Source organism: Klenkia sp. PcliD-1-E (assembly GCF_024124375.1).
In the GTDB taxonomy this organism is placed as follows: Bacteria; Actinomycetota; Actinomycetes; order Mycobacteriales; family Geodermatophilaceae; genus Klenkia.
Window position 1 is genome coordinate 38,662 of the sequence record NZ_JAMXRZ010000006.1, and the last position, 24,047, is coordinate 62,708.

Sequence of the window (24,047 nt, forward strand, 5' to 3'; positions counted from 1 at the left end):
ACGTCTACGTGCAGGTCAGCGCAGTGCGACGGCCGTCGGGGTGATCGGCCGCGGCAGCAGCGACGAGCCGGTCAGCCAGGTGTCCACGGCACCGGCGGCGGCGCGGCCCTCGGCGATCGCCCAGACGATGAGCGACTGGCCGCGACCCATGTCACCGGCGACGAACACGCCCGGGACGGTGGACATGAACTCCGCGTCGCGGACCACGTTGCCGCGGCCGTCGACCTCGACGCCGAGGCCCTCGACGAGGCCCTCCTTCTGCGCGCCGGTGAAGCCCATGGCCAGGAAGACCAGGTCGGCGGGGAGCTCGCGCTCGGTGCCCTCGACCTTCTGGAACTTCCCGTCGACCATCTCGACGTCGTGCACCAGCACGGCCTTGACGTGGCCGTCGCCGTCGTCGACGAACCGCTCGGTGTTGACGGCGTAGATGCGGTCGCCGCCCTCCTCGTGGGCCGATGAGACCCGCATGATCATCGGGTAGGTCGGCCACGGGTTCTTGGCGCCCCGCGACGAGGGCGGCTCGGGCATGATCTCCAGCTGGGCCACCGAGGCCGCGCCCTGCCGGTGCGAGGTGCCCAGGCAGTCGGCGCCGGTGTCGCCGCCGCCGATGATCACCACGTGCTTGCCGGCGGCGTTGATCGGCGGGTCGTCGAGCTGGCCCAGGCCCTGGCGGTTGCCGTAGGGCAGGAACTCCATGGCCAGGTGGATGCCCTCGAGCTCCCGCCCGGGGGCCGGCAGGTCGCGGCCGATCGTGGCACCCCCGGACAGGACGACGGCGTCGAAGTCCTCGCGCAGCTGCTCGACCGACAAGTCCGAGCCCGGCGCCCCGACCTCCACACCGGTGACGAACCGGGTGCCCTCGGCGCGCATCTGGTCCAGCCGCCGGTCCAGGTGGCGCTTCTCCATCTTGAACTCGGGGATGCCGTAGCGCATGAGCCCGCCGATGGCGTCGGCCCGCTCGTAGACGGTGACCTCGTGCCCGGCGCGGGTGAGCTGCTGTGCGGCGGCCAGCCCGGCCGGGCCGGACCCCACGACGGCGACCTTCTTGCCGGTGCGCTCGGCCGGCGGCTGCGGCACGACCCAGCCCTCGGCGAACGCCCGGTCGATGATCTCGACCTCGACCTGCTTGATGGTCACCGGCGCCTCGGTCAGGTTCAGCACGCACGAGCCCTCGCACGGCGCCGGGCACAGCCGCCCGGTGAACTCCGGGAAGTTGTTCGTGGCGTGCAGCCGCTCGATCGCCTCCCGCCAGTCGTCCCGGCGCACCAGGTCGTTCCACTCGGGGATGAGGTTGCCCAGCGGGCAGCCGTGGTGGCAGAAGGGGATGCCGCAGTCCATGCAGCGCGCGGCCTGGGTGCGCAGCGCCGCGGTGGAGAAGGCCTCCTCGCCGCCGGCCTGGCGCTCGAGGTAGACCTCCTTCCAGTCGCGGATGCGGACGTCGACCGGCCGGCGCGGCGGGGTGGCCCGCTCGTACTTCAGGAACCCGGTGCTGTCAGCCACGTGCCGCCTCCATCACAGCTCGATCCACGTCGTACCCGGCGGCCTCGGCGGCCCGCCGGGCCTCCAGGGCGCGGCGGTAGTCCCGCGGCATGATCACGCTGAACCGCTCGGACCAGCGGCCCCAGTCGGCCAGCAGCGAGGCGGCCACCGTCGAGCCGGTCTCCTCGCGGTAGCGCGCGAGCACCTCGCGCAGCCACTGCGAGTCCTCCCCGGACAGTGCCTCGACGTCGACCATCTCACCGTTGACCCGGTGGGTGGCCAGGTCGAGCACGTAGGCGATGCCGCCGCTCATGCCCGCGGCCACGTTGCGACCGGTCTCGCCGAGGATGACCGCACGACCGCCTGTCATGTACTCGCAGGCGTGGTCGCCCACGCCCTCGACGACGGCCAGCGCGCCGGAGTTGCGCACGCAGAAACGCTCGCCGACCCGGCCGCGCAGGAAGATCTCCCCGCCGGTGGCGCCGTAGCCGATGACGTTGCCGGCGATGACGGCGTCCTCGGCGGCGAAGCTGGCCTCCGGCGCCGGGCGGACGACGATGCGCCCGCCGGACAGGCCCTTGCCGACGTAGTCGTTGGCGTCGCCGAGCAGCCGCATCGTGATGCCGCGCGGCACGAACGCGCCGAAGGACTGGCCGGCCGACCCCTCGAAGGTCAGGTCGATGGTGCCGTCGGGCAGGCCCTGCCCGCCGTAGCGGCGGGTGACCATCGCGCCGAGCATGGTGCCGACCGTGCGGTTGACGTTGCGCACCGGCAGCTGCAGGCTCACCGGCCGCGCGTCGAGCAGCGCACCCTCGCACAGCTGGATCAGCGTCTGGTCCAGCGCCACGTCCAGGCCGTGGTCCTGGCCGCGCACCCGGCGGCGCGGGGCGCCCTCGGGCAGCTCGGGCAGGGCCAGCACCGGGGCGAGGTCCAGCCCGGCGGCCTTCCAGTGGTCGACCGCGGCGCGGGTCTCGAGCACCTCGACCTGGCCGACGGCCTCCTCGATCGAGCGGAAGCCCAGCTGCGCGAGCAGCTCGCGCACCTGCTGGGCCAGGAACTCGAAGAAGGTGACGACGAACTCCGGCTGCCCGGTGAACCGCTTGCGCAGCTCCGGGTTCTGGGTGGCGACGCCGACCGGGCAGGTGTCCAGGTGGCAGACGCGCATCATCACGCAGCCGCTGACCACCAGGGGTGCGGTGGCGAAGCCGAATTCCTCACCGCCCAGCAGGGCGGCGACGACGACGTCCCGGCCGGTCTTCATCTGGCCGTCGACCTGCACCGTGATGCGGTCGCGCAGCCCGTTGACCAGCAGCGTCTGCTGGGTCTCGGCCAGCCCGAGCTCCCACGGGGAGCCGGCGTGCTTGAGCGAGGTCAGCGGGGCGGCACCGGTGCCCCCGTCGTGCCCGGAGATCAGGACGACGTCGGCGTGCGCCTTGGACACCCCCGCCGCGACCGTGCCCACGCCGACCTCGGACACCAGCTTGACGTGGACGCGCGCCTCGTCGTTGGCGTTCTTCAGGTCGTGGATGAGCTGCTTGAGGTCCTCGATCGAGTAGATGTCGTGGTGCGGCGGCGGGGAGATCAGGCCGACACCGGGGGTGGAGTGCCGGGTCCGGGCCACCCACGGGTAGACCTTGGAGCCGGGCAGCTGCCCGCCCTCGCCGGGCTTGGCGCCCTGGGCCATCTTGATCTGGATGTCGTCGGCGTTGACCAGGTACTCGCTGGTGACGCCGAACCGGCCGCTGGCCACCTGCTTGATCGCCGAGCGGCGCAGGTCGCCGTTCTCGTCGGGGGTGAAGCGGTCGGGGTCTTCGCCGCCCTCGCCGGTGTTGGACTTCCCGCCCAGGCGGTTCATCGCGATGGCCAGGGTCTGGTGCGCCTCCTGCGAGATGGAGCCGTAGCTCATCGCGCCGGTGGAGAACCGCTTGACGATCTCGCTGACCGGCTCGACCTCCTCGACCGGCACCGGCGGGCGGACGCCGTCCTTGAAGGTGAACAGCCCGCGCAGGGTGGAGGCGTCGCGGGAGAGCTGGTCGACCGCGTCGGTGTACTTCTGGAACACCTCGTACTGCCGCGAGCGGGTGGCGTGCTGCAGCAGGAACACCGTCTCGGGGTTGAACAGGTGGATCTCGCCCTCGCGGCGCCACTGGTACTCACCGCCCACGGTGAGCTTGCGGTGCGCGACCTCCGTCGGGTTGGCCGGGTAGGCGCGGCGGTGGCGCATGGCCACCTCCTCGGCCAGCACGTCCAGCCCGACGCCACCCAGGGTCGACGACGTCCCGGTGAAGTACTTCTCCACGACGTCGTGGGAGAGGCCGACGGCCTCGAAGATCTGCGCCATCGTGTACGAGCCGACGGTGCTGATGCCCATCTTGCTCATGACCTTCAGGACGCCCTTGCCCATGGCCTTGACCACGTTGCGCACGGCCTGGGCCGGCTGCACGCCGGTGAGCAGGCCGTCGCGGATCAGGTCCTCGACGCTCTCGAAGGCCAGGTAGGGGTTGACCGCGGCGGCGCCGTAGCCCAGCAGCAGCGCGACGTGGTGCACCTCGCGGCAGTCGCCGGACTCCACGACCAGGCCGACCTCCATCCGGGTGCGCTCGCGCACCAGGTGGTGGTGGACCGCGGCGGTCATCAGCAGCGACGGGATGGGGGCGCGCTTCTCGTCGCAGTCGCGGTCGGAGAGCACGATGACCCGCGCGCCGGCGGCGATGGCCTTGCTGACCTTCGTCTGCAGGTCGGCGATCGCCTGCTCCAGGGCCGCGCCGCCGCCGTCGACGTCGAAGTGGCCGGTGATCCGGACGGCGGCGAAGCCGGGCAGGTCGCCGTCGTCGTCGATGTGCAGGATCTTGGCCAGCTCGTCGTTGTCGATGACCGGGTAGGGCAGCACGACCTGCCGGCAGGACGCCGGGGTGGGTGCCAGCAGGTTCTGCTCGGGCCCGAAGGTGCGGCCCAGGCTCGTCACCAGCTCCTCGCGGATGGCGTCCAGCGGCGGGTTGGTCACCTGGGCGAACAGCTGGCCGAAGTAGTCGTAGAGCAACCGGGACCGGTCGCTCAGCGCCGCGACGGGGGTGTCGGTGCCCATGGAGCCGATCGGCTCGGCGCCGCTGGCGGCCATCGGCTGCAGCAGCACCCGCAGCTGCTCCTCGGTGTAGCCGAACAGCAGCTGCCGGCGGACCACGGACTCGTGGCTGGGCCGGGAGCGGCGGCGCTCGGGCAGCGACGGCAGGTGGATCAGGCCGGCGTGCAGCCAGTCGTCGTAGGGCTGCTCGGCGGCCAGCGCGCCCTTGACCTCGTCGTCGGGGACGAGCCGGCCCTGCGCGGTGTCCAGCAGGAACATCCGGCCGGGCTTGAGCCGGCCCTTGGCGACGACGTCGGCGGCCGGGATGTCCAGCACGCCGACCTCGGAGGCCAGCACGACCACGTCGTCCTTGGTCCGCCACCAGCGCCCGGGGCGCAGGCCGTTGCGGTCCAGGACGGCGCCGATGAGCGTGCCGTCGGTGAAGCAGACGCAGGCCGGCCCGTCCCAGGGCTCCATGACGGCGGAGTGGAAGCGGTAGAAGGCGCGGCGGGCGGCGTCCATCTCGGCGTGGTTCTCCCACGCCTCGGGGATCATCATGAGCACCGCGTGCGGCAGCGAGCGGCCCGACAGGTGCAGCAGCTCCAGCACCTCGTCGAAGGTGGCCGAGTCGCTGAAGTCGGCGGCGGTGACCGGGAAGATGCGCTCCAGGCCGAGCTCGGAGGCGGGGCCGGCCGGGCCGTCGAACAAGTCGGTGGCCAGCTTGGCCTCGCGGGCCCGCATGCGGTTGCGGTTGCCCTTGATGGTGTTGATCTCGCCGTTGTGCGCGATGGCCCGGAACGGGTGGGCCAGCGGCCAGCTCGGGAAGGTGTTGGTGGAGAACCGGCTGTGCACCAGGGCGATCGCCGAGCTGTACCGCTCGTCGGTCAGGTCGGGGAAGAACGCCGGCAGCTGGTCGGTGGTCAGCATGCCCTTGTAGGTGACGGTGCGGGAGGACAGCGACGCGAAGTACAGCGAGCTGCCCGCCTCCTCGGCCGCCCGCTCGGCGCGCTTGCGCAGCACGAAGGAGCGCCGCTCCAGCCGGGTGACGCCGTTCGGGGCCTGCCGGCCGCCGAATGCGGACTCGTCGGCCCGGGCGGCGGTGGCCTCGGCGACGAAGACCTGGGCGAAGTGCGGCATGACCGCGAGTGCCGTCGGGCCGATGTCGGCGCCCTCGGGGTCGACGGGCAACTCGCGCCAGCCCAGGACCACCAGGCCTTCCTCGGCGGCGATCCGGGCGACGTCGGCGACCCGGTCGGCGCGCTGGGCCTCGTCCCGGGGCAGGAAGGCGACACCGACGGCGTACTCCCCCGCCGGCGGCAGGTCGAAGTCGACGACGGCGCGCAGCAGCACGTCGGGGACCTGGGTGAGGATCCCGGCACCGTCCCCGGAGTTGGGCTCGGAACCGGCGGCGCCGCGGTGGTCCAGGTTGTGCAGCGCGGTGAGCCCCATGGAGACGATCGACCGGCTGCGGCGGCCCTGTGCGTCGGCGACGAAGGCGACGCCGCAGGCGTCGTGCTCGTGGGCCGGGTCGTAGAGGCCGCTGGCGGACGGGACGGCGGAGAAGGGCACCCGGGTGGCAGGTGCGGCGGCCCGCGCGGTGGCCTGGGTCGGCGTGCTGGAGGTGGACATCTCACTCCCGTCGTCGGCGCTGCCCGGGTCGTCCGGTGGCCGGATCGTCCGCGGGGGGCCTGGTGGGGCCCGGCCGGGTGGTCAGGGGCGGGCAGGGGACTGGCTCACCGGGTGGTTCGGTGTGTCGACGGGCAGGGTGGCCGGACCGCCGGGGTGCCGCGCGGTCCGTGGGGCCGCTCAGGGGCTGTCGTGGCGCGGGGCGTCACTGGCCCGGTTCCGACGTTCGTCGGCCACCCGGGATCGCCGGGAGGCTGCGCGCCGAGAGTACACAGGACCGACACCCGGGCGACACGCTCGCCAGGTGAGGCGAACGTCTCCCTCAGGGGTCGCTGCGACCGTCGGCGGCGGGCGGGTCGGCAGCCGGTTCGGAAACGGTGTTCACGCTGGTCCCGCCTTCCCCCTCCGGCCCGGACCCGGGGGCGGCGGCCGCGGCGTCGGCGCCCCGGGTGAGGTGCTCGCGCGGCTTCCCGCGCTGCACGACCAGGTAGCCGACGGCGCACAGCCCCACCACGACCGAGGTGAAGACGTTCAGCCGCAGGCCCAGGAAGTGCTCGGCGGTGTCGATGCGCAGCATCTCGATCCAGCCGCGGCCCAGGCAGTACAGCGCCACGTAGAGGGCGAACACCCGCCCGTGCGAGAGCTGGGAGCGGCGGTCGGCCCAGACCACGACGGCGGCCGCGGCCAGGTTCCACAGCAGCTCGTACAGGAAGGTGGGCTGGAAGGTGGCGAACTGCTCGAACCCGGCCGGCCGGAACTGCGGTGCGATCTCCAGGCCCCAGGGCAGGTCGGTTGGCCGGCCGAAGAGCTCCTGGTTGAAGTAGTTCCCCAGCCGGCCGACCGCCTGGGCGACGAGCAGGCCGGGGGCCAGCGCGTCGGCGAACACCGGCAGCGGGATCCCGCGGCGCCGGCAGGCGATCCAGGCGCCCACGCCGCCCAGGGCGATGGCGCCCCAGATGCCGAGGCCGCCCTCCCAGATGAAGAGCGCCCGCACCGGGTCGCCGTCGGCGCCCCAGTAGGGCTCGGGGGTGGTGATGACGTGGTAGAGCCGGCCGCCGACGATGCCGAAGGGCACTGCCCACACCGCGATGTCCAGCACGTCGCCGGGGGCACCGCCGCGCGCCACGAACCGCTTCTCGGCGATCCAGGCCGCCAGCACGATGCCGGCGATGATGCACAGCGCGTAGGCCCGCAGCGGGAACGGACCGATGTGCCACACCCCCTGCGCGGGGCTGGGGATCGAGGCCAGCAGGTCGGCGGTCACCGGCGCCGCACCCCCGCCGCGAGGTCCTCGGACAGCCGCCGCACGCCGTCGGGGCCGTGGCCGTCCAGCAGCTGGCGCACGTAGGCCGAGCCGACGATGACGCCGTCGGCGAAGGCGGCGACCTGGGCGGCCTGCTCGCCGTCGCTCACGCCCAGCCCCACGCAGACCGGGACGTCGGAGCCCACGCCGCGGGTGCGGTCGACCAGCACCTGCGCGGTGTCGCCGACGGTGGCCCGGGTTCCGGTGACACCCATGGTGGAGGCCGCGTAGACGAAGCCCCGGCTGGCCCCGACGGTGGCGGCGAGCCGGGCGTCGGTCGAGGACGGCGCGACCAGGAACACCCGGTCCAGGCCGGCCTCGTCGCTGGCGGCGATCCACTCGCCGGCCTCGTCGGGGATGAGGTCGGGGGTGATGGCGCCCGCTCCCCCGGCGGCGGCCAGGTCGGTGGCGAACTTCTCGACGCCGTAGCGCTCGATGGGGTTCCAGTAGCTCATCACCACCGGGACCGCACCGGCCTGCGCGACCGCGGCCACCGCGGTCAGCACGTCGGCCATGCCGGTGCCGGCCCGCACGGCGACGTCCACGGCCTCCTGGATGGTGGGGCCGTCCATGCCCGGGTCGGAGTAGGGGACGCCGATCTCCACGACGTCCGCGCCGCCCTCGACCGCGGCGACCATGGCCTCGATCGAGGTGGGCACGTCGGGGTAGCCGACCGGCAGGTAGGCGATGAGAGCCGACCGGCCCTCCGCGGTCGCCGCGCCGATCCGTTCCTGGAGGGCGCTCCTGGGGTGGCTGGGCGGGACGGTCACAGCGCGTCGCCGTCCTGCACGGTGGTGGTGTCCGCGTCGCCCAGCGGCTCGCCGGGGTCACCGCCGCGGCCGGCCTCGACCGCGCGGTCGTCGCCGTCTGTGGGGGCGGTGTCGCGGCCCAGGCCGAACCAGGCGCTGGCGGTCTCGACGTCCTTGTCCCCGCGGCCGGACAGGTTGACCAGCAGCAGGGCGTCCGGACCGAGCTCCTTGCCCAGGGTCACCGCGCCGGCGAGGGCGTGCGCGCTCTCGATCGCCGGGATGATGCCCTCGGTGCGGCACAGCAGCGCGAAGGCCTCCATGGCCTGGCTGTCGGTGACCGGCCGGTACTCCGCCCGGCCCAGGTCGTGCAGGTAGCTGTGCTCGGGCCCGACGCCGGGGTAGTCCAGGCCCGCGGAGATGGAGTGCGACTCCACGGTCTGGCCGTTGGCGTCCTGCAGCAGGTAGGACCGGGCGCCGTGCAGCACGCCGGGCTCGCCGCCGGTGATCGAGGAGGCGTGCCGGCCGGTCTCCACGCCGTCGCCGCCGGCCTCCAGGCCCACCAGCCGGACGCCGGCGTCGGGCACGAACGCGGTGAAGATGCCGATGGCGTTGGAGCCGCCGCCCACGCAGGCGAGGACGGCGTCGGGCAGCCGGCCCTCGCGCTGCAGCACCTGGGCCCGGGCCTCGTCGCCGATGACCCGCTGGAAGTCGCGCACCATCGCCGGGAACGGGTGCGGGCCGGCGACGGTGCCGAAGACGTAGTTGGTGGTCCCGACGTTGGTCACCCAGTCGCGGAAGGCCTCGTTGATGGCGTCCTTGAGGGTGCGCGAGCCGGTGGTGACCGGGACGACCTCGGCGCCGAGCAGCCGCATGCGGGCGACGTTGAGCGCCTGCCGGCGGGTGTCCTCCTCGCCCATGTAGACCACGCACTCCAGGCCCAGCAGGGCCGCGGCGGTGGCGGTGGCGACGCCGTGCTGGCCGGCGCCGGTCTCGGCGATGACCCGCTTCTTCCCGATCCGCTGGGTCAGGAGGGCCTGGCCCAGCACGTTGTTGATCTTGTGCGAGCCGGTGTGGTTGAGGTCCTCGCGCTTGAGCAGCACCCGGGCACCGCCGCAGTGCTCGGCGAAGCGGGGCACCTCGGTGATCGGGGAGGGCCGGCCGGTGTAGTCACGGTGCAGCCGCTCGAACTCGGCGAGGAACACCGGGTCGACGCGCATGGCCTCGTAGGCCTCGGTCAGGTCGTCCAGCGCCGCGATCAGCGCCTCGGGCACGAAGCGGCCGCCGAACCGGCCGAAGTGGCCGGTCGCGTCCGGCCACTCCGGGCGCGGGCGCAGCAGGCTCGCGTCGGGCGGGGGCACGGGGACGGTGGTGGTCACGCCCCCAGTGTGGCCCGCTGACGTCAGCGGGTGGCGCGGGGGGTGGCCGGGTGCGACCCGGCCGTGACCAGGTCGGCGACCGCCTGGCGGGCGTCGGGCGCGGTGACCAGACCCTCGCCGACCAGCACCGCGTCGGCCCCGGCGCCGGCGTACTTGATCAGGTCGCGCGGGCCGCGGACACCGGAGGCGGCCACCTTGACGACCTCGGTCGGCAGCCCGGGGGCGATCCGCTCGAAGGTCTCGTGGTGCATCTCCAGCGTGGTCAGGTCGCGGGCGTTCACCCCGATCACCGATGCCCCGGCCTCCAGCGCCCGCGAGGCCTCCTCCTCGGTGTGCACCTCGACCAGGGCGGTCATGCCGAGGGACTCGATGCGCTCCCGCAGGCCGACCAGGGCGTTCTGCTCCAGGGCCCCCACGATCAGCAGCACGACGTCGGCACCGATCGCCCGGGCCTCGTGCACCTGGTAGCTGGACACCACGAAGTCCTTGCACAGCACGGGGACGTCGACGGCGGCCCGGACGGCGGCGAGGTCGGCCTGGCTGCCGTGGAAGCGGCGCCGCTCGGTGAGCACGCTGATCACCCGGGCGCCGCCGTCGGCGTAGCGGGCGGCCAGGGAGGCGGGGTCGTCGATGGGGGCCAGCGCGCCCTTGGAGGGGCTGGTCCGCTTGACCTCGGCGATGACGCCGACGCCGGGGGCGCGCAGCGCGGCCAGGGCGTCCAGGGCCGGGCGGGCGTCGCGGGCGGCGGCGGCCACCTCCTCGAGCGGGGTGACCGCCTGGCGGGCGGCGACGTCCTCGCGGACGCCGGCGACGATGTCCATGAGGACGTTCACGACCGGTGCTCCGGGTCGACGGCGGACTCGTTCATGGGCTGCTCCCTCACCGGTCGGATCGGTGACGACACTCTAGAGACGTGGCACCGGGGGCAGGTCCGGAGGGTCACCGTCCCGGGTCGTCGTCGGTGGGGTCGGTGCCGCCGTCCAGCGCCTTCCAGGCCGCCTGGTGCCGGTCCTCGTCGGTCTGCGGACGGCGGGGTGCCGGCCCGGTCGTCGTGCCGGTGCGCTGGTAGCGCTGCCCCATGCCGGGCCACCCGCGGCCGCGCAGCACGACCAGCAGACCGGCCGCGACACCGAGCACCCCGGCCAGCAGGGCCAGCACCGGCCAGCCCACCGACGGGTCGACGGCGACCGTCGCACGGTCGAGCCCCACCTGGGTCCGCAGGTCCGCCGGGTCGACGGTGACCGCGCCGGTGAGGGTGCGCACCGCCGCCGTCCCGAGCGCGATGCCCGCGGCGACGACCAGCACGCCCAGGACGACCCGGCCCCAGCTGCGGACGGCGAACAGCGCCACGGCGGCGGCCAGCAGCAGCAGGCCGGCGGCGGGCACCAACGGGGCCAGCGTGCTCCCGGTGAGCGCGGCGTCGACCGGCGGCAGCGGGGCCGGCCGGGTGACGGTGACCGCGGCCCAGGACTGCCCGGCGGAGGACAGGGCCAGCCCGCCGGCCGCGGCGCACGCCAGCACCGCGGCGGTCAGCTCCCGGCGGCGGTTCACAGCTCGCGCAGCCCCTCGGCGGTGGCGATGGCCGACAGCACCGCGCGGGCCTTGTGCCGGGTCTCGGCCTCCTCGGCCGCCGGGTCGCTGTCGGCCACGATGCCCGCGCCGGCCTGCACGTGCGCGGTGCCGGCGTGCAGCACGGCGGTGCGGATGGCGATGGCCATGTCCATGTCGCCGCTGGCGTCGACGTAGCCGACCGTGCCGGCGTACAGCGCCCGCCGGGTGGGCTCGAGGGACTCGATGACCTCCATCGCCCGCGGCTTGGGCGCCCCGGAGACGGTGCCGGCGGGGAAGGTCGCGTCGAACACGTCCAGGGCGTCGCGGCCAGCGGCGAGCCGGCCGGCGACGGTGGAGACCAGGTGCATCACGTGGCTGTACCGCTCGATGCGCATGAAGTCCGCGACCTCGACGGTGCCGGGCTCGCAGACCCGGCCCAGGTCGTTGCGGGCCAGGTCCACCAGCATCACGTGCTCGGCGCGCTCCTTGGGGTCGGCGAGCAGCTCCTCGGTGAGCCGGGCGTCCTCCTCCGGGGTCGCCCCGCGGGGGCGCGTGCCGGCCGGCGGGTGCACGACCGCGGCGTCGCCGGTGACGGTGACCAGCGCCTCCGGCGAGGACCCGACGACGTCGAAGGGCGACTCCCGACCGGCGAAGCGCAGCAGGTACATGTACGGCGAGGGGTTGGACGCCCGCAGCACCCGGTAGAGGTCCAAGGCGTCGACGTCGGTGGGCCGGCTGAACCGCTGGGCCAGCACGGTCTGGAACACGTCGCCGGCCCGCACGTGCTCGCGCACCGCCTCGACCGCCTCCCGGTAGCCCTCCGGCGTCATGGTGCTGGTGACCCGGTCGTAGACGGTGGCGGGGTCGGCGGTGACGACGGCGGCCACCCCGGGCGGGGCGGCCTGGGTGAGGTCGTCGGCCATCGCGTCGAGCCGGGCGACCGCGTCGTCGTGGGCCTCGCGGGTGCGGCTGAACGCGTTCGCGATGAGCAGCACCGTCGCGTCGTGGTGGTCCAGCACGGCCAGGTCGGTGACCAGGCTCAGCGCCAGCTCGGGCATGCCCAGGTCGTCGCGCGCGGTCTCCGGCAGCCGCTCCAGCCGCCGGACGACGTCGTAGCCCAGGTAGCCGACCAGGCCGCCGGTCAGTGGCGGCAGCCCGGCCGCGCGCGGCGTGCGCAGCCGCCGGGCCACGGTGCGGACGGCGGCCAGCGGGTCGGCCGGCAGGTCGTCGGTGATGCCGGGCAGGTCCTGGCCCAGCCACTGGGTCGCACCGTCCACCTCGGTGAGCACGCCGGCGCTGCGCACCCCGACGAAGCTGTACCGCGACCACTGCTTGCCCTGCTCGGCGGACTCCAGCAGCACCGTGCCCGGCCGGTTGCCGGCCAGCTTGCGGTACACCCCCACCGCGGTCTCGGAGTCGGCCAGCAGCCGGCGGGTGACCGGGACGACGGGCCCGTCGCCGAGGGCGTCGAACGGGGTGGTCTCACCCAGCCGCACCGGGCACCCCCAGCGGGCGGTGGAAGCAGCTGCGCTCGCCGGTGTGGCAGGCGGGCCCGGTCTGGTCGACCTGCAGCAGCAGGGCGTCGCCGTCGCAGTCCAGCCGGACCTCGCGGACGGCCTGCCGGTGGCCGCTGGTGGCGCCCTTGACCCAGTACTCCCCCCGGCTGCGCGACCAGTAGGTGGCCTCGCCGGTGGCCAGGGTGCGGCGCAGCGCCTCGTCGTCCATCCAGGCCAGCATCAGCACCTCGCCGGTGTCGTGCTGCTGGGCGACCGCGGCGACCAGACCGTCGGGGGTGCGGGCGAGCAGGTCGGCGACCTCGGGGTCCAGGGCAGGCACGTGGTCCAGTGTCCCGCGCGGCTACAACGCGGCGGCCACCGCCCGCCCGGCGACCCGGCCGGAGAAGATGCAGCCGCCCAGGAAGGTGCCCTCCAGCGACCGGTAGCCGTGCACGCCGCCGCCCCCGAACCCGGACACCTCGCCGGCGGCGTAGAGCCCGCCGAACACCTCGCCGCCGGGCTGCAGCACCCGGCCGGACAGGTCGGTCTCCAGCCCGCCGAGCGTCTTGCGGGTGAGCAGGTTCAGCCGCACCGCGATCAGCGGCCCGTTCGCGGGGTCGAGCATGCGGTGCGGCGGCACGACCCGGATGAGCTTGTCGCCGAGGAACCGCCGGGCCGCGCGGATGGCGGTGACCTGGCCGTCCTTGGAGAAGGCGTTGGCCATCTCCCGGTCGCGGGCGACGACCTCGGCCTCGACGACCGCGGGGTCCAGCCGCGGGGTGCCGCCGGTGATGCGGTTCATGCCCTCGACCAGCTCGGCGACGGTCGTCGCGGTCACGAAGTCCGCGCCCTTGTCCAGGAACGCCTGCACCGGCGCCGGCGCGCCGGGCCGCACCCGCGACAGCAGCAGCTTCAGGTCCTTGCCGGTGAGGTCGGGGTTCTGCTCGGAGCCGGAGAGGGTGAACTCCTTCTCCACGATCTTCTGGTCCAGCACGAACCAGGTGTGCTCGTACCCGGTGGTGCCGATGTGGGCCAGCGTGCCGAGGGTGTCGAAGCCGGGGTAGAGCGGGACGGGCAGCCGCGTGCCGGTGGCGTCCAGCCACAGCGAGGACGGGCCGGGCAGGATGCGGATGCCGTGCCGGGCCCAGATCGGCGAGTGGTTCTCGATGCCCTCGGTGTAGTGCCACATCCGGTCGGGGTTGACCACGCTGGCGCCGGCGGCCTGCGCGGCCAGCAACCCGGACCCGTCGACGTGCGCGGGCACGCCGGACAGCAGCCGCTGCGGCGCGGGGCCCAGCCGGGCCGGCCAGTTGCGGCGGACCAGCTCGTGGTTGGCGCCGATGCCGCCGGTGGTGAGGACGACGGCCTGCGCGGCCACCTCGAACTCCCCCGCCGCGGTGCGGGAGGTGGCCTCGCCGCGCGGCGCGTCGGAGGGCTCGAGCACCTCGCCGCGCACGCCGGTGACCGCGCCGCCGCTGGTGACCAGGCCGGTGACCCGGTGCCGGAAGCGGAACTCCACCAGCCCGCGGGCCGCGGCCTCGCGCACCCGCCGCTCGAAGGGGGCGACGACCCCGGGGCCGGTGCCCCAGACGATGTGGAAGCGGGGGACGGAGTTGCCGTGGCCGGTGGCGGTGTAGCCGCCGCGCTCGGCCCAGCCGACGACCGGGAAGAACCGCACGCCCTGCTGGTGCAGCCAGGACCGCTTCTCCCCCGCGGCGAACTGCAGGTAGGCCTCGGCCCACTGCCGGGGCCAGTGGTCCTCGGCGCGGTCGAAGCCGGCGGTGCCGAACCAGTCCTGCCGGGCCAGCTCCAGGGAGTCGCGCACCCGCAGCCGGCGCTGCTCCGGGGAGTCGACCAGGAACAGGCCACCGAAGCTCCAGAACGCCTGTCCGCCCAGGTTCTGCTCGGGCTCGGCGTCCAGCAGCAGCACCCGCTTGCCCGCGTCGGCGAGCTCGGCGGTGGCGACGAGGCCGGCCAGGCCCGCCCCCACGACGACGACGTCGGCTGTGTCGGTGGTCACGGGTCCGAGGTTAGCGAGCGGGCCGGGTGGTCCAGGCCCGCACCGACCGCTGCGCGGCGAGCACCAGCCCGCCCAGCGGACCCAGCGCCAGCAGCATCGCCCACCAGGTCGCCGAGCCCGCCCCCAGCAACCCGAACAGGACGGCCACGGCCAGCAGCCCCAGCAGCGGCACCGTGCAGCCGACCAGCAGCACCAGCCAGCCCCGTCCCCGGCCGAGGAAGGTGAGCACGGCCCCGGCCAGCGGCACCAGGGCGAGGGCGACCAGGACGACGGCCAGCCAGCGCGGCGCGGCGACCAGGTCGGCGTCGGGGGCGACCAGCAGCCAGGTCAGGTAGAGCACCTCCGCGGTGACCAGCACCCCGAACACGGCCGCGCAGGCGGCGGCGACCGGCCGCTCGGGCAGCACGGGGGTACGGGCGGGGGTGGGCCGGGCCGCGCGGGGCGAGCGCCGCACGGGTGCGGGACGGGACGACTTCGCCATGGGCCCGCAGCCTAGGTCGCGCACCTGCATGATCCACATCGGTGCGGGGCAAGGGGTGGCCATGGCAGCCAAGGACATCGTGCACTTCGACATCGCGACCGTCGCCGAGAAGAGCGCCGACTTCCGTCGGGTGCTCTGGACCGGCGAGCACACCCAGCTGGTGATCATGACGATCCCGCCGGGCGGGGAGATCGGCGAGGAGGTCCACGACGAGAACGACCAGATCCTGAGCTTCGTCAGTGGCGTCGGCAAGGCCGTGATCGAGGGCTCGACGAAGACGGTCAAGCCGGGCGAGATCGTCGTCGTCCCGGCCGGGACCAGGCACAACTTCGTCAACGACGGGCCCAACCCCTGGGTGCTCTACACCGTCTACGGCCCGGCCGACCACGCCGACGGCGCGGTGCACCGCACCAAGGAGGAGGCCGACGAGCTCGAGGAGTCCGGCCAGGACGAGCCGCCGGCCTGAGGCGGGCGGGCCGTCCGGGGTCAGCCCCGGGCGGCCCGCTCCACGCCCCGCGCGGTCACCCAGGCACGCACCACCGGCAGCGAGGCCAGCAGCGCCGCGACCAGCGGCCCGGCCACGAGCACGACGACCGAGCCGGGATCGTCGGACGCCGCGCCCTGGGTGAGCGCCCAGACCACCAGCACCAGGGTCAGCACCGACCCGACCACCAGCACCCGCCACGACCGGCCGATGAGCAGCAGCAGCACGATGCCGACCAGCACGGTCACCGCCACCGCGCCCGGCACGAGCCCGAAGACCAGGCCCTGCCAGACCTGGGACGCCAGGCCGAACACCCCGCCGATGAAGGCGAACACCGCCACCGGCAGCGCCCCGAGCAGTGCGCAGAGCGCGGCCACCCCCGCGGGGATCGGCGGGACCTTGCGGGGAGCGGGCTGCACCATGCCGCGCACGGTAGGTGCTGTCCCGCGCGCGCGGGGGCACGCGCGCCGTCAGACCCGGCTGACCGCGCCGCCCGAGGAGCGCCGCCACGAGGCGTGCAGCCCCGCGTAGACCCCCGGCTCGTCGACCAGCTCGGCGTGGCTGCCGCGCTGCACCACCCGGCCGGCGTCCACCACGAGCACCTCGTCGGCCCGCTCGGCGGTGGAGAGCCGGTGGGCGATGGTGATCGTCGTCCGGCCGGTGGTCAGGGTGTCCAGCGCCCGGGTGAGCCGGGCCTCGGTGGCCGGGTCGACCGCGCTGGTGGCCTCGTCGAGCACCAGCAGGTCGGGGTCGGCCACGTAGGCCCGGGCGACGGCGACCAGCTGCCGCTCCCCCGCCGACAGCGACTCCCCGCGCTGGCCGACCTGGGTGGCCACGCCCTCGGGCAGGCCCTCCACCCACTCGCCCAGGCCCAGCTCGTCGAAGGCGGCGGCGACGTGGGAGTCGGTCATCCCGGGCTTGCCGTAGCGGACGTTGTCGGCCACCGAGGCGTCGAACAGGAAGCCGTCCTGGGGCACCATGACCACCCGCTCGCGCAGCGAGGAGAACGCCACCCGGTCCAGCGGGACGCCGCCGACCAGCACCCGGCCCTGCGCGGGGTCCATCAGCCGGGTGAGCAGCTTGGCGAAGGTGGTCTTGCCCGAGCCGGTCTCGCCCACCACGGCCACCCGGGTGCGGGGCGCGATCTCCAGGTCGACGTCGTCCAGCGCGGCGCGGGCTCCGGGGGCGTACCGGAAGGTGACGTGGTCGAACCGGACACCCAGCGCACCCGGGGGCAGCTGCGCGCCGTCCCGGGGGTCCTGCACGTCGGGCTCGGTGTCGAGCACGTCCAGCACCCGCCGGAACCCGGCGACGGCGTTCTGCGCCTCGTTGAGCACCTCGCTGGCGGTCTGCACCGGCGCCACGAACAGGGTGACCAGGAACAGGAACGCGACCAGGGTGCCGGCCGAGATCTGCCCGCCGACGCCGAGCAGCACGCCGACCACGACCACCGCTGCGTTGGCGACGGCGGCGACGAACTCGCCGCTGACGTAGACCCCGGCGGTGGTGCGCTGGGCCTGCACCGAGGCCCGGTAGTGCCGGTCGATGGCGGTGTCGATGCGGGCGGCGGTGCGGGCCCGGACGCCGTAGGCGCGCACGGTCGGGGCACCGACGACGCTCTCCCCCACCGCGGCCAGCACGTCCCCGACCCGCTCGCGGACCGTGCCGTAGACCTCGGCCAGCCGCTTCGCGAACCACTTCACGGCGTAGACCAGCGGCACGAAGCAGACCAGCACCAGCAGGGTCAGCTGCCAGCTGTAGAAGAACATCACGGCGGTGGCGACGACGAGCTGGCCGATGCTGACCAGGCCCAGCACACCGCCCCACTGCATGAAGACCGACAGCTGGTCGACGTCGCTGGTGACCCGGGAGACCAGGTTGCCGCGGCGCTCGCCCTGCTGGTGCAGCACCGAGAGGTCGTGCACGTGCCGGAACGCCCGCACCCGCAGGTTCGCCAGCGCGGTCTCGGTGGTGCGGAACAGCCGGACGTTCATCCGGTAGACCGCGAACGCGGTGACCAGCACGACGACGGCGCAGACCGCCACGAGCTCGCGGACCAGCGGGATGTCCGGGCCGCCGTCGGCACCCAGGCCGCGGTCGAGGGTCTGCTGCACCGCGACGGGCACGACGACGCGGCCGGCGGTGGCGACCAGGGCCAGCAGGAAGGTCACCGGCAGGCCGCGGCGGAACTCGGGCATCATCCGCAGCCCGCGGCGCAGGGTGGCGGTGGCGGACTCGGTGGCCCGCTCGGTCACGGCGGTCATGCCTGCGCCCCGGCGGGCTCGGGCTCGGCGGCGGTGATCTCGTCCGGCGGCTGGTAGGCCTGCACCAGCCTGGCGTAGCCGGGCACCTGCGCGAGCAGCTCGGCGTGGCCACCACGGGCGACCAGCCGACCGCGGTCGATCCACAGCACCTCGTCGGCCAGGCCGATCGTGGCCTGCCGGTAGGCCACCACCACCACGGTGGCGGGGGCGTCGCTGGTGCGCAGCGCGTCGAGGATGCGGGCCTCGACGCTGGGGTCGACGGCGCTGGTGGCGTCGTCCATGACGAGCAGCCGCGGACGCCGGACGACGGCGCGGGCCAGCGCCAGGCGCTGCCGCTGCCCGCCGGACAGGCTGGCGCCCCGCTCGCCGACCTTGGTGTCCAGGCCCTCGGGCAGCCGGTCGACGAAGTCCTCGGCGGCAGCGACCCGCAGCGCCTCCTGCACCTGCTCGTCGGTGAAGTCCGCGCCCAGGGTGATGTTGCCGCGCACGGTGTCGTCGAAGAGGAAGGTGCCCTGCGCGACGAAGGCGGCCTGCCCGGCGACCTCGCCCTCGCGCAGGCTGCGCAGGTCGACGCCGTCCAGGAGCACCGCGCCGCTGTGCGGGTCGACCAGCCGGACCAGCAGCCCGGCCAGGGTGGACTTGCCCGAGCCGGTGGGTCCGACGACGGCGATCGTCCGGCCGGCCTCGACGTCGAAGGTGACGCCGTGCAGCACCCGGTTGGCCCGGCCGTCGGCGTCGACGTGGCCGAAGTCCACCGCCTGCACGCCGACACCGGCGCCGCCGCTGCCCGCGGGGGCGGCGTCGGGCCCGTGCGGGGTCTCGCCCTCGGCGGTCAGCACCGGGGTGACCCGGTCGAAGCCGGCCATCGCGCGGGGCAGGTCGGCCAGCACCCAGCCGATGGCCCGGATGGGCAGCGCGAGCAGGGTGAACAGGTAGGCGATCGACACCAGGTCGCCGGCGTTCGTGGCGCCGTTGGCCACCTGGTTGGCCCCCACCAGCAGGACGGCGAGGGTGCCCAGGTTGGGCAGCGCCTCCATGATCGGGTCGAAGAGGCCACGGACCCGGCCGACGGCGACCAGGCCGTCGCGCAGCTCGTCGGCGCTGGCGCGGAAGCGGTGGGTCTCCTCGGCCTCGCGGCCCAGGGTCTTGACCACCAGCGCGGCGTCGAAGGACTCGTGCGCGATCTCCGAGACCTCGGCCCGCAGCTGCTGGGCCCTGGCCATCCGCGGGCTCATCACCTGCGAGTAGAGGGCGTTGGCCACGAAGACCAGCGGGAACACGACCAGGCCGACGAGGGCCAGCACCGGGTCGGTGAGGAACAGCGCGACCACGGTGATGGCCACCATGACCAGCGCGCCGCAGGCGAAGGGCAGCGGGGAGACGAAGAACCAGCTGGCCTCGACGTCGGAGTTGGCGTTGGACAGCAGCTGGCCGGTGGGGTGGCGCTGGTGCCAGGACAGCGGCAGCCGCAGGTACTGACCGGTCACCCGGCGGCGGTACTCGGCCTGCAGCCGGAAGCTCATGATGCCGGCGAACAGCCGCCGGCCGATGATCCCGATGATCTTCAGGACGGCGACCGCGAGGATGGCGACGGCGGCCAGGACCAGCGCGCCGGCGGTCACCGAGCCGCGCTCGAAGGAGGGCAGCACCACCCGCTCGGTGATGCCGCCGATGACGTAGGCGCTGGCCACGGTCATCGCCGCGTAGAGGCTGCTGCCCAGGACGGCGAGGGTGAACATGCCCCGCTGCTCGCGGATGGCCCGCCCGACGTGCCGGAACCCGCGGCGCATGACCTTCTTCTGCTCCCGGTCGCTGCGCACGACGGCGATGCCGTCGTGGCGGGGTCGCCGGGGAGTGTCGTCGGGAGTCTTCTCGGTGCTGCCCGCGGACACGCGTCTCCCTCTGTGGTGCTCCCTGTGTGCTGACCGAGCGTACCCGGGATCGTTACCGCGGCTACGGGATTTCGTCGGCGCGGTACAACTGCCCGGTGAGCGACTCCCCCGCACTGTCCCGGACCGAGCGCGCCGCGCTCGCCGACCTGCTCGCCGACCGCGGCCCGGACGAGCCGACGTGCTGCGAGGGCTGGACGACGGCGGACCTCGCCGTCCACCTGGTGGTGCGCGACCGGCGGCCGGACGCCGCCCCCGGCGCGGTGCTGGGCGGGCCGTTCGCCCGGTGGACGGCGCACGTGTCCGACCGGTGGCGGCGCGGCACCCCGTGGCCGCGGCTGCTGGACCAGCTGCGCGCCGGGTCCCACGCGTTCCTGCCGACCGCGTGGGACCCGGTGGACCGGCTGGTCAACGGCGCCGAGATGACCATCCACCACGAGGACGTGCGGCGGGCGCAGCCCGGGTGGGAGCCGCGCGGGCTGCCGCGCTCGGCGCAGGACTTCCTGTGGGGCCAGGTGCCGGTGCTGGCCCGCACCCGGCCGCGCGGCGGCGGGCTGGTGGTGCGCCGGTCGGACACCGGGGCCACCCGCACCGTCCGGTCCGGCACCCCGGCGGTGACCGTGACCGGCGAGCCGCTGGAGGTCCTGCTGTGGGCCTCGGGCCGGGACGGCGTCGCCCGGGTGGAGGTCTCCTAGCGGACCGGCACCCCGGCGCCGTCCAGCGCCTGCTTGACGTCGCCGATGCGCAGGTCGCCGAAGTGGAAGACGCTGGCGGCCAGCACCGCGTCCGCGCCGGCGGCGACCGCGGGGGCGAAGTGGTCGGCCGCGCCCGCTCCCCCGCTGGCGATGACCGGCACGCTGACCTCGCGGCGCACCGCCTCGATCATGGCGAGGTCGAAGCCGGCCTTGGTGCCGTCGGCGTCCATGGAGTTCAGCAGCACCTCGCCGACCCCCAGCCGGGCGGCCTCCACGACCCACTCGACGGCGTCCCGGCCGGTGCCGCGGCGGCCGCCGTGGGTGGTGATCTCGTAGCCGGAGTCGGTGGCCGCACCGTCGGTGCAGCGCCGGGCATCCAGGGACAGCACCAGCACCTGGTTGCCGTAGCGGTCGGCGATCTCGGCGATCAGCTCGGGGCGGGCGACGGCGGCGGTGTTGACCGCGACCTTGTCCGCACCCGCGCGCAGCAGCTTGTCCACGTCCTCGACGGTGCGCACGCCGCCGCCGACGGTGAGCGGGATGAAGACGCTCTCGGCGGTCCGGGAGACCACGTCGTAGGTGGTGGCGCGGTCGCCGGAGGACGCGGTGATGTCCAGGAAGGTCAGCTCGTCGGCGCCCTCGGCGTCGTAGACCCGGGCCATCTCCACCGGGTCGCCGGCGTCGCGCAGGTCGACGAAGTTCACGCCCTTGACCACCCGGCCGGCGTCGACGTCCAGGCAGGGGATGACGCGGACGGCGAGGCTCACGGCTGCACCACCGCGTCGCACTCGACCTCGACGACCATCGCGGGGTCGATCAGCGCGGCCACCTGGACCATCGCGGTGGCCGGCCGGTGCGCGCCGAAGAACTCCCCGTGCACCCGTCCGACGTCCTCCCAGCGGGAGATGTCGGTGACGTACAGGCGGGTGCGGACGACGTCGGCCACTCCGGCACCGACCCGCTCCAGCGCGGCCAGGACGTTGGTGAGCGCCTGCCGGGTCTGCTCCGCGGCGCCGCCGTCGACCAGCACGCCGTCGCGGGTGCCGGTGGTGCCGCTGACGAAGACCAGGTCCCCGGTCCGGACGACCCGGCTGTAGCCGACCACGTCCTCCCAGGGCGAGCCCGAGCCCAGCCGCCTCACCCGGCGACCTCCTCGGTCAGGGCCAGGGCCTGCGGCAGGGTGAACTGCCCGGCGTAGAGGGCCTTGCCGACGATGGCGCCCTCGACGCCGACGCCGGTCAGGCCGGCCAGCGCGCGGATGTCGTCGAGGCTGCTGACGCCGCCGGAGGCGATGACCGGCCGGTCGGTGGCGGCGCAGACCTCGCGCAGCAGGTCCAGGTTGGGGCCGCGCAGCGTGCCGTCCTTGGTGATGTCGGTGACCACGTAGCGGGCGCAGCCCTCGGCGTCCAGGCGGGCGAGGGTCTCGTAGAGCTCGCCGCCCTCCCGGGTCCAGCCGCGGGCGGCCAGCCGGGTGCCGCGGACGTCCAGGCCGACGGCGATCCGGTCACCGTGCTCGGCGATGGCCCGGGCGCACCACTCCGGGGACTCCAGCGCCGCGGTGCCCAGGTTGACCCGCCGGCAGCCGGTGGCCAGAGCCGCCTCCAGCGAGGCGTCGTCGCGGATGCCGCCGGAGAGCTCCACGTCGACGTCGAGCTCGCCGACCACGCGGGCCAGCAGCTCGCGGTTGGAGCCGCGGCCGAAGGCGGCGTCGAGGTCGACGAGGTGCACCCACTCGGCACCGTCGCGCTGCCAGGTCATGGCCGCCTCGAGCGGCTCGCCGTACGAGGTCTCGCTGCCGGCCTCCCCCTGGACCAGGCGGACGGCCTGGCCGTCGGCGACGTCGACGGCGGGGAGCAGCTGCAGCTTCGGCACGGTGGACAGCCTAGGGAGCGGCCCGGGTCACCCCCGCCGCCACTGCCCCATGACCGGGTCCTCGCCGACGCCGACCAACCCCGTTCCGCGTTGACCTTGCAGAACCGCAACGGTGGCGCGCCGGTGGGCGGCGCTGCGGCGTTGCCGTTCTGCGAGGTCGACGCCGGGGCGGACGCGCCCCCGGACCGAGTGGTGCGGGAGCGTCGCATGGCGGTTCAATTGCGGATTCGCGTCGCGGATCACTCGATGCCGCGGTGGAGTTCGAACACCTGATCGAACGGGTGGGAGGTGCGGCGGTGGGTCTGGACGACGCCGAGCCCTGGGTGCCGGAGCCCCTCGCCCCCGGCGCCCTGGGCGCCGAGCGGCCGCCGGCGCCGTCACCGATGGCTGCCGCCTCCCGGTCACCCGAGCCGCCGCCGGCCGATGTGTGCGCGGCGATCGAGGCAGCGCTGGCTGCGTCCCGGACCCCGCTGGAGGGTGAGCAGGCCCAGCTGCTGGACCGGGCACGGGGGTTGGCGCGGCTGGTGAACCTGGCGCAGGCGGAGCTGGCCCGCACCGTCGCCCACGCCGAAGCCGTGGATGCTGCCTACGCCGACGGGTTGACCGGGATGAAGCCCTGGCTGCGCGGGGCACGCCCACCTCCAGGATCCCGAGGCGGCTTCCGTGCTCGCGGCCGGGCGGCTGGCCCGGCGGATGCCCGCCGTCGGCGCTGGTGCGGCCGCAGGTGGGATCACCGCGGGTCAGATCACCGTGATCGGGCGGATCCTCTCCGCCGACGTGTGGGCCACCGGCGATGCGGTGGGCGCGGATCTGCCGGCGTTGGACGCTCTGGTTGCCCGCACCGCCATGACCGCGCCCCGCACGCTGGCTGATGTGTGCCGGCGGATCGCCGACGCCATCGACCCCGACGGGCCGCCCCCGACCGATCCGACCGGGGGCCGGGGGCTGCGGATCTCCCGCCGCGCCGACGGCACCCGCGCCATCCGCGGCCAGCTGGACGCCGCCGGTGGCGAGCAGGTCGAAGCCGCACTGGAGGCCATCGCCGCCGCCGGGCGGTGCGAGGGTGACCTACGGTCCCGGGAGCAGCGCGCCGCCGACGCCCTCGTCCAGCTGGCTGCCCTGCACCTGGCGGCCGGGGACGTGCCGATGCTGCGGAAGACGAAGCCGCAGGTGACGGCGTTGATCCAGCTGGAGGACCTCGCCGACCCCGAGACCCGTCCCGCCGCCACACGTCTCGGGTCCGGCGCCACCACCAGCAACACGGTGGCCCGGCAGGCCGCCTGCGACGGCGACGTCGCACGGATTCTGCTCGGCCCCGACGGCCTGCCCCTCGACGTCGGTCGGGCGCACCGGCTGGTGCCCGCCCACATCCGGCGTGCGGCGGAGGTCCGCGACGGTGGGTGCGTGTTCGCCGGCTGCCACGCCCCGGCCTGGTGGTGCGACGCCCACCACCTGGTGCACTGGATCGACGGCGGAGCCACCAGCCTGGAGAACACCGCGCTGCTGTGCGAACGGCACCACACCCAGGTCCACCACGGCTACGCCCTGCGATGGGACCCCGACGACCGGTACTGGCGCACGTTCCGCCCCGACGGCCGCGAGATCATCACCGGCGTCCTCACCGACACCACCGAGCAGCCCATCGACCACCAGCGGCAACCCGACCCACCCCTGTTCGACCGGGCTGTCCGCTGACGTCAG

At 74.6% G+C, this 24,047-nt stretch carries 20 protein-coding genes; 3 read left to right on the forward strand and 17 right to left on the reverse strand.

The window, feature by feature from the left end; translation table 11 throughout:
• Positions 1–15: 15 nt before the first annotated feature.
• The 11 genes from NH342_RS02750 to NH342_RS02800 all read right to left on the reverse strand — a co-directional run bounded on the left by NH342_RS02750 (position 16) and on the right by NH342_RS02800 (position 15,142).
• Positions 16–1,500, reverse strand: a complete 1,485-nt coding sequence (locus NH342_RS02750; RefSeq protein WP_253011008.1) for a glutamate synthase subunit beta — start codon at positions 1,498–1,500, stop codon at positions 16–18.
• A complete protein-coding gene (gene gltB / locus NH342_RS02755; protein ID WP_253011009.1) occupies positions 1,493–6,169 on the reverse strand; it encodes a glutamate synthase large subunit in 4,677 nt (1,558 codons plus the stop codon). The genes NH342_RS02750 and gltB overlap by 8 nt, the downstream gene beginning before the upstream one ends.
• Before the next feature lie 319 nt (positions 6,170–6,488).
• Entirely contained in the window at positions 6,489–7,430 is a 942-nt protein-coding gene (lgt, locus tag NH342_RS02760) for a prolipoprotein diacylglyceryl transferase (RefSeq protein ID WP_253011010.1), read from the reverse strand.
• Positions 7,427–8,239, reverse strand: coding sequence for a tryptophan synthase subunit alpha (gene trpA / locus NH342_RS02765; protein ID WP_253011012.1), 813 nt, complete (start codon positions 8,237–8,239; stop codon positions 7,427–7,429). Before trpA ends, lgt begins: the two co-directional genes overlap by 4 nt.
• Positions 8,236–9,555: a tryptophan synthase subunit beta gene (gene trpB / locus NH342_RS02770; RefSeq protein ID WP_374209410.1), complete on the reverse strand. Its 1,320-nt coding sequence runs from the start codon at positions 9,553–9,555 to the stop codon at positions 8,236–8,238. Before trpB ends, trpA begins: the two co-directional genes overlap by 4 nt.
• A gap of 62 nt (positions 9,556–9,617) precedes the next feature.
• Complete coding sequence (trpC, locus tag NH342_RS02775; protein WP_253011014.1) at positions 9,618–10,427, reverse strand: indole-3-glycerol phosphate synthase TrpC; 810 nt, start codon at positions 10,425–10,427, stop codon at positions 9,618–9,620.
• A 106-nt stretch (positions 10,428–10,533) separates the two neighbouring features.
• The gene (locus NH342_RS02780; RefSeq protein WP_253011016.1) at positions 10,534–11,145 is read right to left on the reverse strand and encodes a TIGR02234 family membrane protein; all 612 of its coding nucleotides are present in this window, start codon (positions 11,143–11,145) and stop codon (positions 10,534–10,536) included.
• Positions 11,142–12,641 carry an anthranilate synthase component I gene (locus NH342_RS02785; protein WP_253011018.1) on the reverse strand — a complete coding sequence of 500 codons (1,500 nt, stop codon included), beginning with the start codon at positions 12,639–12,641 and terminating at the stop codon, positions 11,142–11,144. The genes NH342_RS02780 and NH342_RS02785 overlap by 4 nt, the downstream gene beginning before the upstream one ends.
• Entirely contained in the window at positions 12,628–12,981 is a 354-nt protein-coding gene (hisI, locus tag NH342_RS02790) for a phosphoribosyl-AMP cyclohydrolase (RefSeq protein WP_253011020.1), read from the reverse strand. Before hisI ends, NH342_RS02785 begins: the two co-directional genes overlap by 14 nt.
• Before the next feature lie 21 nt (positions 12,982–13,002).
• The gene (locus tag NH342_RS02795; protein WP_253011022.1) at positions 13,003–14,661 is read right to left on the reverse strand and encodes an FAD-binding dehydrogenase; all 1,659 of its coding nucleotides are present in this window, start codon (positions 14,659–14,661) and stop codon (positions 13,003–13,005) included.
• Between the two features lie 10 nt (positions 14,662–14,671).
• Positions 14,672–15,142 carry a hypothetical protein gene (locus NH342_RS02800; protein ID WP_253011024.1) on the reverse strand — a complete coding sequence of 157 codons (471 nt, stop codon included), beginning with the start codon at positions 15,140–15,142 and terminating at the stop codon, positions 14,672–14,674.
• A gap of 61 nt (positions 15,143–15,203) precedes the next feature.
• Here NH342_RS02800 and NH342_RS02805 point away from each other — a divergent pair, with 61 nt between their 5' ends.
• Positions 15,204–15,608: a cupin domain-containing protein gene (locus tag NH342_RS02805; RefSeq protein WP_253011026.1), complete on the forward strand. Its 405-nt coding sequence runs from the start codon at positions 15,204–15,206 to the stop codon at positions 15,606–15,608.
• A gap of 20 nt (positions 15,609–15,628) precedes the next feature.
• On the opposite strand, the gene NH342_RS02810 is transcribed toward NH342_RS02805, so the two are convergent.
• Genes NH342_RS02810 through NH342_RS02820 form a run of 3 tightly spaced genes read right to left on the reverse strand, consistent with a single transcriptional unit; the run spans position 15,629 to position 19,782 of the window.
• Positions 15,629–16,048, reverse strand: a complete 420-nt coding sequence (locus tag NH342_RS02810; RefSeq protein WP_253011028.1) for a hypothetical protein — start codon at positions 16,046–16,048, stop codon at positions 15,629–15,631.
• A gap of 48 nt (positions 16,049–16,096) precedes the next feature.
• On the reverse strand, positions 16,097–17,890 hold the full coding sequence (locus tag NH342_RS02815; protein ID WP_253011030.1) for an ABC transporter ATP-binding protein: 1,794 nt from the start codon (positions 17,888–17,890) through the stop codon (positions 16,097–16,099).
• Positions 17,887–19,782, reverse strand: coding sequence for an ABC transporter ATP-binding protein (locus NH342_RS02820; RefSeq protein ID WP_253011032.1), 1,896 nt, complete (start codon positions 19,780–19,782; stop codon positions 17,887–17,889). The genes NH342_RS02815 and NH342_RS02820 overlap by 4 nt, the downstream gene beginning before the upstream one ends.
• A 95-nt stretch (positions 19,783–19,877) precedes the next feature.
• Between NH342_RS02820 and NH342_RS02825 the strand changes: the two genes are divergently transcribed.
• Positions 19,878–20,474 (forward strand): TIGR03085 family metal-binding protein, encoded by a 597-nt coding sequence (locus NH342_RS02825; RefSeq protein ID WP_253011033.1) that lies wholly within the window; start codon positions 19,878–19,880, stop codon positions 20,472–20,474.
• Here NH342_RS02825 and hisF read toward each other — a convergent pair.
• Genes hisF through priA form a run of 3 tightly spaced genes read right to left on the reverse strand, consistent with a single transcriptional unit; the run spans position 20,471 to position 22,346 of the window.
• Positions 20,471–21,241 (reverse strand): imidazole glycerol phosphate synthase subunit HisF, encoded by a 771-nt coding sequence (gene hisF / locus NH342_RS02830; protein WP_253011034.1) that lies wholly within the window; start codon positions 21,239–21,241, stop codon positions 20,471–20,473. The two genes, NH342_RS02825 and hisF, sit on opposite strands and share 4 nt — an antisense overlap.
• The gene (locus NH342_RS02835) at positions 21,238–21,615 is read right to left on the reverse strand and encodes a RidA family protein (protein WP_253011036.1); all 378 of its coding nucleotides are present in this window, start codon (positions 21,613–21,615) and stop codon (positions 21,238–21,240) included. Before NH342_RS02835 ends, hisF begins: the two co-directional genes overlap by 4 nt.
• A complete protein-coding gene (gene priA, locus NH342_RS02840; RefSeq protein ID WP_253011038.1) occupies positions 21,612–22,346 on the reverse strand; it encodes a bifunctional 1-(5-phosphoribosyl)-5-((5-phosphoribosylamino)methylideneamino)imidazole-4-carboxamide isomerase/phosphoribosylanthranilate isomerase PriA in 735 nt (244 codons plus the stop codon). The genes NH342_RS02835 and priA overlap by 4 nt, the downstream gene beginning before the upstream one ends.
• A gap of 663 nt (positions 22,347–23,009) precedes the next feature.
• Here priA and NH342_RS02845 point away from each other — a divergent pair.
• Complete coding sequence (locus NH342_RS02845; protein WP_253011040.1) at positions 23,010–24,041, forward strand: HNH endonuclease signature motif containing protein; 1,032 nt, start codon at positions 23,010–23,012, stop codon at positions 24,039–24,041.
• Positions 24,042–24,047 lie beyond the last annotated feature (6 nt).